Genomic DNA, 10861 nt, shown 5'->3' on the forward strand with positions numbered 1-10861 from the left:
GGTTTACGTGATGTGATGGATTCCCCGGAATTATTAAAAAAAGAATGGCAGAAGAAGAACGTAATGCCATTGCTTGAGGACCTCTACGATGAGCTTTGGGTATACGGCCCTGCAGAAGTATCGAATCCACTACAAGGTTTAGACATAAAGCAAGTTGTTATAGATAAGACCTTGTTTACTGGTTATTTACCAAGGCAGGTGCCACTGCAAGTCGATACTGATTCGATTCATTTTCCTGATAAGCCTTATATTCTGGTTACTCCTGGTGGTGGCGGCGATGGTATTGAGATGATTGATTGGGTATTACGTGCTTATGAGAGCTGCTCAACATTGATGCCTGCGTTGTTTGTGCTAGGTCCGTTTATGCCAACGACAGAACGTAATGAATTCTTGCACCGAGCTGAGTTGTTACCGCATGTGGAAGCGATCACATTCAGTAATCACCTTGAACATTTGATGTTTGAGGCCGAGGCTGTCATTGCGATGGGCGGTTATAATACATTTTGTGAAATACTGTCATTTGATAAGCCAGCATTAATTATCCCACGCTGTCAGCCACGTGAAGAGCAGCTTATTCGAGCCCGTAATGCATCTAAAATAGGTTTGTTATCTATGCTCGATTTGTCTTCAGTACGTCCCACTGAAACCATGGTAGCGGGTATTCTTAAATTACCGCAACAAGATAAACCCAGTAAACATAAGTTGGATAACCTACTTAACGGTTTAGATTTCGTTACTGCTCGATTTGGTGAGTTAGTATTAGATTAACCTGATATATTTTTCTTTTTTATTTTAATCTACCGCAAGGATCCGTGACTATGTCAGTTCCGCGTATTATGTTTTATGTGCAATATTTATTAGGTATTGGACATGTCCGTCGCTCTTCTCTGATTGTCCAAGCATTATGTGAACAAGGTGCCCACGTAGATGTTATTTTTGGTGGCATGCCAGTTCCGAGTATGTCATTTGGTAGCGCGACTATGCACCAACTAACCGCTGTAAAAAGCGCTGATGCAGGCTTCAGTGGTTTAGTTAAAGCGGATCATAGCCTCTTCTCGGATGAGGATAAAGAGCAGCGCACACAAGCGTTATTAGCGCTGTGCGATACTATACAGCCCGACTTGATTGTGACCGAAACGTATCCTTTTGGACGCAGACAAATGCGTTTTGAATTATTACCGCTGCTTGAGTGGGTTAAATCACAGCCTAATCCACCGATTCTAACTGCTTCTATTCGCGATATTTTACAGCGACGTGCTATTAAGCGAGAACAGGAATGTGTTGATCTAGTGCAAGCTAATTACCAACATGTATTAGTACATGGTGATGAAAAATTTTATCCATTAGAAAAAAGCTTTCCATTTACTGATGTTATAGCTGATAAAGTCAGTTATTCCGGTTATGTTTGCCCATTGCTGCCTGATGATATTGATGATCGTCGGCGAGATACCATTGTGGTTTCTATCGGTGGTGGTAGTGTTGGCAAGGAGGTCTTGAATACAGCTATCGCACTATTTAAGACGGGATTTGCTGCAGATAAACACTGGTTACTGGTCACCGGCCCGAATATGAACAGTGGAGATAAAGCTTATTTTAAAGCGCAACAACAAGACAATTTACAAGTCGTAGACCTCGCTGATGATTTTTTGAAGACATTATCAAATGCTTATGTGTCAATATCAATGGCAGGTTATAATACAGTGATGGATCTATTGTTGACCAAGGTGCCAGCAGTAGTTGTACCATTTGAAGGTGAAGGCGAAACTGAGCAATTAGCCCGAAGCGAAGTATTAGCCCAGGGTAAAGTATTACAACTCGTTAAGTACCAAGATTTGAATGTTGAAACGTTAAAAAATGCCATTAATAATACTCTCGCATGCGCAGCTGAATCGGTTGATATTAATAGTCAGGGCGCGACAGAAAGTGCTCGATTGCTTATTGAATGGGCAACACCAAGAAGTGTGCAAGTAGAACAAGGAATCGTAGATGTCTAATTGGCAAATGCTTGCTGAAGAAATACAGCAGTGGTCGTCTCCCGTGCAGTTTTGGTGGCGTGATGATGATGCTGTGGCTAATTCGGGGGCATTGCAACGCTTACTCATGCTTGCTGCGCAATTTCAAATTCCAGTGCATTTAGCCGTGATCCCTGAGTCACTTCAAGCCAGCTTAAGTGTGATTAATAAAGTGCAACATAGTGCGAACTGTTATGTACTCCAACATGGTTATGACCATCGGAGTTATGCTCTTGAAGGGCAACGTAAAATTGAATTAGGCGGTTCGCAAGATATACCTTCGTTACTCAAAAAGTTAGCGCTAGGCCAGCAATTGCTAAAATCTCGTTTTGGTGAGCAATATCTGAATATTTTAGTCCCGCCTTGGAACCGTATTGCTGACGAGGTTGCGAGTCAATTACCAGCGATGGATTATACCCAGTTATCCGTATTAGGCTCTAAGAAGCAAGCTGAGAGCGATTTTAATCTCAATGTTCATATTGATATCATTGACTGGAAACAGCGTTGCTTTGCTGGGGAAGACGCTATTTTAACAAAGATAATATCTCACTTGCGTGAGCAAAGATTGGCAGGCTTAGATCGAAATATCAAGCCCTGTGGTTTCATGACCCACCATCTAGATCATGACTTAAATTCGTGGTTGTTCATCAGCCAGTTTTTTCAATTTTGCCAACAGCAAGAAAATGTTGAATGGCTAAGTGGTCAGCAGCTTCATCAGTTTACCAACGTATCGTAACGCTGATCGATTACATTTAGAAACCCAAAGGTTCAAGGTCTGTAGTGAAGAAAATAGCATTAGTACTTAAAGGCTATCCACGCCTATCTGAAACATTTATAGCACAAGAGATTCGCGCATTAGAATTGCGTGGGTTTGATATAACATTAGTGTCCTTACGCCATCCAACAGATACCAGCACGCATCCTATTCATCAACAAATTGAAGCAGATGTATTGTATTTACCTGAATACTTACATGTTGAACCATTACGGGTTTTAAAAGCATTTTGGAAGTTGGGCACTCAATTCTCACTGGTTAAAGTATTTAAGCAATTTTTCCGTGATTTAAAACGTGATACTAGCCGTGGCCGCGTTCGTCGCTTTGGTCAAAGCATAGTATTAGCCGCAGAAATGCCAGAGGGTATTGAGCAAATGTATGCGCATTTTTTACATACTCCAGCGTCAGTCACTCGCTATGCTGCATTAATTAATGATCTCCCTTGGTCGTGCTCTGCACACGCCAAAGATATCTGGACTTCTGAACAATGGGACCTTGCCGAGAAGCTTGCTGAGTTACAATGGTTATCTACTTGCACAGCGGCGAACCATCAGTATTTACAATCTCTTGCCAAAGATCCAAGTAAAGTGCACTTGGTCTATCATGGTTTAGACTTTACTCGCTTTCAACATGTTGATCGACTATCTCGTGCCAGCGTGAATGGCAGTGCCGCAGATAACCCGGTAAAAATTATCAGTGTCGGCCGAGCGGTACCGAAAAAAGGTTATGATGATTTGCTCAATGCGCTAGCTAAGTTGCCCAAGGATCTGCATTGGCAATTAACCCATATTGGCGGTGGTGCTATCTTAGAGGGGCTGCAGCAACAAGCGGAAGATTTAGGTATTGAACAGCAAATTGAGTGGCTGGGGGCACAGCCACAATTAACCGTGCTTAAAGCCTACCGTGACAGTGATTTATTTGTGCTAGCGAGCAAGATAGTTGCTGATGGTGACAGAGATGGTATGCCGAATGTGCTAATGGAAGCACAGAGTCAATCTGTGTGTTGTTTAGCAACTGACATTTCTGGGATCCCTGAGCTTATTGATAGTGGTGAAAATGGCGTATTGGTGCAATCAAATAATGTTGACCAGTTAGCTTGCGCATTAGAGGGGTTACTACGAGATGGTGAGAAACGTGAACGTTTAGGGCTTGAAGGGCAAAAGCAACTTCATCGACGTTTTGATGTCAAAATTGGTATCGACCAATTAGAAAAGCTTTTTGATAATCTTGACTAATAGCAGCGCAAAAATAGGTATCGCATTTTATGCGCCGCTTAAATCGCCCTTACATCCGATCCCATCGGGCGACCGAAAAATCGCGCGTTTATTTATCCAAGCATTGGAGCAGGGCGGTTACCATGTTGAACTTGCTAGTCAGTTACGCTCTTTTGATAAAGTAGGCGACAGTCATCGCCAGCAGCGCCTTATTACTCTTGCTAAAAAAGAGGCTATGAGGATAATACGGCGCTGGCAGAAACAAGGTTTTAACCCTCAGGCGTGGTTTAGTTATCATTTGTATTACAAAGCGCCTGATTTAATTGGTCCGATTATTTGTCAAACACTCAATATTCCTTACATTGTCGCTGAAGCGTCATGGGCAGAAAAACGCGCCAATGGACCTTGGGCGCTTTATCACCAACAAGTGGCTAGCGGCTTAAGGCTAGCGAGTAAAGTGGTGTGTATCAACCCAAGGGATAAAATTGCGCTGACCGACTTCTATGCCGATTTCTGTACCAATAAGATGGCAAGGTCGGGAAACCCACTTGTTTCCTTCAATGCTTTTATTGATAACCCCTTTGTTAATCATAATGTTGCTGCGACAATTGATTTAATACGAGATGATTTAACGAGGCAAAATTTAGCAGATAAATACGGATTAGACATCCATTTACCTTGGCTTATCAGTATCGCGATGATGCGCAGTGGCGATAAGTTTGACTCCTTTCAGCAGTTAAGTTTAGCCGTTAATTTATTGCAACAACCTCACCAGTTATTGATTATTGGCGATGGTGTTATGCATGCTGAAGTGAAAACGCTCTTCGCTCAGCATGCGCACGTTAAATTTTCAGGGGCGCTGGAAAATAGCCGAATACGGCAACTGTTACCACATTTCGAATTACTTGTTTGGCCGGCGATAAATGAAGCCCTTGGCATGATCTTCTTAGAAGCGCAGCAAGCTGGTGTTGCTGTGGTTGCTGGTGATCAAGGTGGCGTCAGTTCAATTGTGAAAAATAACGTCACCGGGGTGTTAGTCGATGCATACAGTGCCAGTGAAATGGCAGTAACGGTTGATAGTTTACTGACAAATAAAGCACAGTTAAAAGCCATGAAACAAGCAGCAAAGCATTACGTTGTTCAGCATCATTCTATCGCGGCAAGTGCGCGGCAGCTTAAACATATTATTCAAGATGCTATATCAAATAAACTGGAGTAGTTATGATCCACGTGTATTTTATTCGTCATGGGCAAACACAATGGAACAGTGAAAAACGCTTACAAGGTCGGACGGATATTCCCTTGAATGACGCAGGGAGGAAACAAATCATTGCTTATCAATTGCCTGCAAGTTTGTTGTCTCTGCAGTGGTTTCACAGTCCATTATTGAGAGCGCAACAAACTGCTGAGTTACTTGGCATTGATTCGCAGGTACAAGCTGCTTTGATTGAAATGAATTGGGGTAGCTGGGAAGGTAAAACATTGAGGCAATTAAGAGAGCAAGATCCGGTTAATATTGCTAAGCAAGAAGCGCTGGGGCTAGATTTACGCCCCGAAGGTGGAGAGTCACCACGTTTAGTTGCACAGCGGGTTAGCGATTGGGTGGCATTACTGGAGATTAATAACCTAGAACAGCGCATTGGTTGTGTCAGCCATAAAGGTATTATTCGTGCTATTTATGCGCTTGCCACAAATTGGGACATGTTAGCTAAAGCACAGCATAAAATGGATTATCACTGTGCTCAACACTTTTGTTTTGATCGTGGACGCTGGTCTATTGGTGAGCTCAATATCGGCCTATAATATTACACTACAAACGGATATCAGAATCTTGTAATGCAAAGACATACTTTACGTCGTATACAACATGATTGCTTTTACCAAGTGCACGGACTTTTTTAATCCCCATCTTTTTGAATTCACTGTGGTCAACTGCAACTATAATGCCGTCGTAGTGTGCTGGTTTTAATTCATCAACCAGCTTGACTGAATATTCATCTTCTACTTCTTGTGCATTTGCCCATGGATCATAGATATCCACATCAATATTAAAGCAGTTTAACTCACTGATGATATCTATAATTTTAGTATTTCGAACATCAGGACAATCGGCCTTAAATGTAAAGCCCATGACGAGTATCTTTGCTTCATCAATATTGATCTTATGGCTAGCGAGTTTTTTAACCATTTCAGTTGCGACGTAAGATCCCATGCCATCGTTGATTCGACGACCTGCAAGGATAACTTCTGGAAAGTACCCAACCTCTTTGGCTTTGTGCGTTAAGTAATAAGGGTCAATACTTATGCAGTGCCCACCAACAAGCCCAGGTTTAAAAGGCATGAAGTTCCATTTAGTGCCCGCTGCATTTAATACTTCTTCGGTATCGATATCCAATTTGTTAAATATTTTGGCAAATTCATTAATAATCGCAATGTTTAAATCACGTTGAGTATTTTCAATCACTTTTGCTGCTTCAGCGACTTTGATTGAGGATGCTTTATATGTGCCAGCATCGATAATCGTATTGTAGACAGCATCAATATAATCGGCTATTTCGGGCGTTGAACCTGATGTTATTTTAGTTATGGTGGTCAGTTTATTTACTTTATCGCCTGGATTAATTCGCTCAGGGCTATAGCCTGCGAAGAAGTCTTGGTTAAATTTAAGCCCCGACATTGTTTCGATAATGGGAATGCATACTTCTTCAGTAGCCCCTGGATAGACGGTTGACTCAAAGATAACAATGTCACCTTTTGAGATAACCTGGCTGAGTGTTTCAGAGGCTTTTCTTAGCGGTGTCAGATCCGGTACATTATCAAAATTAACCGGTGTCGGCACGGTTACAACATAAAAATTAGAATCTTGGATATCTTCTAATTGGCTGGTGTAACTGAGTTGACTGGCTTGTGATAACTCTTTTGGTGTACATTCTAGTGTAGAATCACGACCAGCCTGTAATTCAGAGACTCTTGATGCGTTAATATCGAAGCCTAATGTTGGGTATTTTTTCCCAAACTCAACAGCAAGCGGTAAACCTACGTAACCAAGACCAATGACGCTAATATTTAAGTTTTTCAAATTAAGATCCATTTACTATGTGCTAACTCATTGTGTCATAAATGCTTGTATTTACCAATTGTGGAATGGATTTTGTGATTTATCTTCACATTATTTGAGGTGTGTTGGTGGCTCTTAATCATTGGCTCTTACTATGCAGTAAGAGCCAAATAGCTATGATTAATCGTGTTATAAGCTATTAATTGTTTTATAAACTCGGAGTTGTTTTATAACTAGGAGTTGTTTTAGAAAACTAAATTCATTTGTGCAGAACCAACAATCGCCTCGGCTTTATTGGTAAACGCATACGTTAAGCCTGTATTGCTATCCGTTTCAGTAAACGATGTCTCTTCACCTATAATGTAAGCTGCGGCTAAATCGAGCGAAAGTGTTTTTGTGACGTTGAATGTTAGACCTGCTGTATACCATTGACGCTCTGAATCTGGAATACTAATGGTAGTATCACCAGCGGCTTCATCCAATGCATAACCAGCACGTAATATCACCTTGCTGCCTAAGTAGTATGAAAGGCCTGCAGAATAGCGGATATTATCTTCGTAGTTATAACCTTTCTCGAACAATACCACGTCATTATTCTCAGCTGATACCCCCTGTAGGCCATTGAAACTGCTCCACTCAGTCCAAACTACACCGTATTGTAGTGCTACATTACCAAAGCGGTGGAAGCCACCCAGTTCAGCCATCGCCGGTAATGATAAATCTAATTGGCCTGTTAAATCTGCACCTTGATAGTTTGAGTATTCCCCTTCAAATGTGAGTTCGACTTCGGAGCGGTAGCTCACGCCAATTTTATGGTTATCACTCAGGTCAAATAAAACACCGCCATTCCAACCAAAACCGATATCATCACCTTCCATAATAAAAGCTTGAGTCCCCGCTGCCTGCCCTGATAAGTGGGTATTATTTGCTGCGATAGCACCACCAATCTGAACCGGTGAAGCACCTGTTTGAGCAAAGGCTGCTATGCCACTCATAGCGCCTAATGCAGCCGCATCACCAAGGTTTCGCTCAAGTTCTGCTGAGCCGTAAACAATTTGTGCACCCACACCTAAGCGTATTTTACTGCCTAATTTAACCGCTAGACTCGGGTTTAAGTTGAATGTGGTTAATTGAGTAGAACCGCCAACGAGACCTGCAGCATAATCATCAGAAAACTCGGTGTTGGTACCGTAGTTCGTATATCCAGCTATACCGATAGCAAGCTTTTTACCTACGGGGATCACTGCGTAGACAGAAGGAATAGTTGATGGGTTTACTGAATTTTCAACATCGTAAGCCGATTCACTTGGTGCACTATAGCTGCTACCAAAAGCGCTATTAAAACCTTGGTAATAAGGTGCTAGTGGGGCATTTTCACCTGTTGTCTCAACTGTTGGCTCTACATACGCCCCACCAAATGAAAAGGCAAACTTGTCAAATGATGCCGCAGCAGCTGGGTTTGTTGCGATCACGGCTGCATTATCTGTATTGGCGGCAAAACCAGCGTTGGCATTCCCCAATGCTGATGCTGATTGTACGTTTACTTGGAATCCGGCTGCAGTTGCCTGCGCACTGGTTATAATTGTTGCCGTTATTATCGCTTTAACTATCGATTTAGTAATGGCATTTTTTTTGCACAAATAGGTTTTTTTCATGACTCATCCCTGTCTCATATAAATTAGGTAATACAAATACATCCATGTCGTTTACTGATTCCCCGAAGCGCATTGGTACGGGCTTGCAACTTGGGTGAGAGTCATTATAGGGAATTAGTGAGATGTTTATGTGATCAGAAGAGGTGTGTTAGTCATGGTCGCTTTAAAATTGGAATGCCTGTTTGAAGTTGGTGTTTACTATCTCCTTAATTGCTTTATTTCAAGTGTTTACAGATATTAATTAAATCTAATGCGTTTTAGTGATAATAGTGCCAACCCTATTTTATGAATAAATGAATTAGAGTATAAATTCAATTTATTGTGTTAGCGGATGGTTGGATTTATTCTATTAACTGGTAATTAAGTTGCAAGCCAAGCATGCTGCTATTACCTTCAGCGCTCACATCAAAAGTATCTTGTCCAACGCTATCCTCAATTCGCGTAGTCTCGTATTTGGCATAGGTAAGGCCAATGTCAAAGCTTAATGTCCGACTGGCATAATAGGATAAGCCAACGCTGAAATTGGTTTTTTTATCAAATGGTACCGAGAAGGTTGCGCTTTCAGCTGATTTTTCGGTTGACGCGCCACTGCGCAACAAGATCACATCGTTTAATTTATAACTTACCGCAAACGCAAATTTCCAGCTGTCTTCCGCATTCACCGATTCAAGTAAGCATTGTCCTTGTGGTAAATTAAATCCAGCGTTAGCAGGGCAGTCGGGGTGTGAGACTGAAATTTCATCGAGATTCTGCCAGTCATACCAAGCAAACGAATACTGTATTGCTAATCGCTGGTCGAGTTGGTGGACGCCTGATAGCGTTAGCTCACTGGGTACCGCCATCGACAGTGTAGTAGAATCTTGAAATTCGAGATCATTATTACGAGCAAGGGTGGTGAAGTCGCCTTCTGCTTCAATGTCAGCTGCGGAACGGTAAGATAAACCAAATTGATGGTGTTTATTTAGTTTATATAACACACCAATATCATATCGAAATCCGAGCCCCGAGCCATTAAAGTCTTGATATATTTGTGTTGGATTGGTTGGGTTTTGAGCCCCGTAATTGGTCGCAATCTTGTAGGTACCATAAATAGCACTTACCCCAGCGCCGAGATAAAATTTGTCTGTTAATTTGACTGCCACATTGGGATTGATTTCATAAGTAAATAAAGAGCGTTGGCCTGTGAGAATACCGACGGGGTAGTCACTATCATAATTATTACGCACGTTATAATTGGAAAAAGTGGCAAAGCCAAATGACCATTTGTCATTAATAGGAAAGGCGAAATAGGCCGATGGTACAACGTAATTATCGCCAATACTGCTGTTATCTAATGCCTCGGCTGCACCATTTGAATAATATTCACCATTAATGTCTTGTTCAGATGTTACAAACGTGGTTGTAATAGCGATACTTGGATATGAAAATGCAGCGGATATGGCAGGGTTTACCGCGATATTAGCGAGGTTACTGGTATCAGCTGCGCTACCGGCACCTGCATTGCCAAGTTCAATTGCTGAGGTTGTTGAAGATTGGTAGGCTGCTGCGTTAATTAAAGGGCTGTAATAACATATGAAACTAAGCAGTGCGCTTAGGTAGACAGTGGATGAGTCACGGCTACGACTTTTACTCATATTTATTCCCTTAAAATAATGTTTTATTTTAAGGTTAGACGAAAATAAAAATAGCGCCATAAGACGCTATTTTTATTACTGTATTTTATTATTTCTAGAACTTAATTAGGTATTCTTAGAAACGGTAGTTTGCTTGAGCTGAAGCAATGATTTCATCACCAGAAGATTTAAAGCCGTATTGAATATCTGGGTTTTTGCTACCAGCAGGTTTAGTCGTTTCTGTAAACTCAACTGATTCAACATCGATATAAGCAACAGCCACATCAAAACTTAAGTTGTTACTTACATTGTAAGTTGCACCAGCGGTATACCAGAGGCGGTCTGACTCTGGGATACTCAGCGTTGTTTTGCCAGCTGATTCATCTAGAGCAAAACCAGCACGTAATATAACTTTATCTATCGTGTACTCTGCACCAATTGAATAACGCATATTGTCATCAAAGCTTTCTTCTTTTAAGAAACACTCTCCAGCTAGGCAAGATGAACTTGTTGCTCTAAGTTCTTCAAATTTGC

10 protein-coding genes are annotated in these 10861 nt (G+C 41.5%); 6 read left to right on the forward strand and 4 right to left on the reverse strand.

The genetic code is table 11. The features are described from left to right. From QNK26_RS06275 to QNK26_RS06300, 6 genes are all read left to right on the forward strand, one after another. Window positions 1-768 (forward strand): glycosyltransferase family protein (locus QNK26_RS06275; RefSeq protein WP_319221599.1); only part of this gene is annotated, 768 nt, incomplete at its 5' end. Window positions 769-818: 50 nt separating this feature from the next. Next, window positions 819-1994 (forward strand): glycosyltransferase family protein, encoded by a 1176-nt coding sequence (locus tag QNK26_RS06280; RefSeq protein ID WP_319221600.1) that lies wholly within the window; start codon window positions 819-821, stop codon window positions 1992-1994. Next, window positions 1987-2748: a hypothetical protein gene (locus QNK26_RS06285; protein ID WP_319221602.1), complete on the forward strand. Its 762-nt coding sequence runs from the start codon at window positions 1987-1989 to the stop codon at window positions 2746-2748. Before QNK26_RS06280 ends, QNK26_RS06285 begins: the two co-directional genes overlap by 8 nt. A gap of 44 nt (window positions 2749-2792) precedes the next feature. Further along, window positions 2793-4022: a glycosyltransferase family 4 protein gene (locus QNK26_RS06290; protein WP_319221603.1), complete on the forward strand. Its 1230-nt coding sequence runs from the start codon at window positions 2793-2795 to the stop codon at window positions 4020-4022. After that, a complete protein-coding gene (locus QNK26_RS06295; RefSeq protein WP_319221604.1) occupies window positions 4015-5220 on the forward strand; it encodes a glycosyltransferase family 4 protein in 1206 nt (401 codons plus the stop codon). The genes QNK26_RS06290 and QNK26_RS06295 overlap by 8 nt, the downstream gene beginning before the upstream one ends. 2 nt (window positions 5221-5222) lie before the next feature. Continuing rightward, on the forward strand, window positions 5223-5804 hold the full coding sequence (locus QNK26_RS06300) for a histidine phosphatase family protein (protein WP_319221605.1): 582 nt from the start codon (window positions 5223-5225) through the stop codon (window positions 5802-5804). 7 nt (window positions 5805-5811) lie between these two features. On the opposite strand, the gene tviB is transcribed toward QNK26_RS06300, so the two are convergent. From tviB to QNK26_RS06320, 4 genes are all read right to left on the reverse strand, one after another. Next, window positions 5812-7092 (reverse strand): Vi polysaccharide biosynthesis UDP-N-acetylglucosamine C-6 dehydrogenase TviB, encoded by a 1281-nt coding sequence (gene tviB / locus QNK26_RS06305; RefSeq protein ID WP_319221607.1) that lies wholly within the window; start codon window positions 7090-7092, stop codon window positions 5812-5814. Window positions 7093-7304: 212 nt separating this feature from the next. Next, window positions 7305-8714: an OmpP1/FadL family transporter gene (locus QNK26_RS06310; RefSeq protein ID WP_319221608.1), complete on the reverse strand. Its 1410-nt coding sequence runs from the start codon at window positions 8712-8714 to the stop codon at window positions 7305-7307. 341 nt (window positions 8715-9055) lie between these two features. Further along, complete coding sequence (locus tag QNK26_RS06315) at window positions 9056-10348, reverse strand: OmpP1/FadL family transporter (protein WP_319221610.1); 1293 nt, start codon at window positions 10346-10348, stop codon at window positions 9056-9058. A gap of 115 nt (window positions 10349-10463) precedes the next feature. Then, on the reverse strand, window positions 10464-10861 hold a 398-nt coding region (locus tag QNK26_RS06320; RefSeq protein ID WP_319221611.1), incomplete at its 5' end, for an OmpP1/FadL family transporter.

Origin of the sequence: Moritella sp., assembly GCF_033791185.1 — a bacterium.
In the GTDB taxonomy this organism is placed as follows: Bacteria; Pseudomonadota; Gammaproteobacteria; order Enterobacterales; family Moritellaceae; genus Moritella.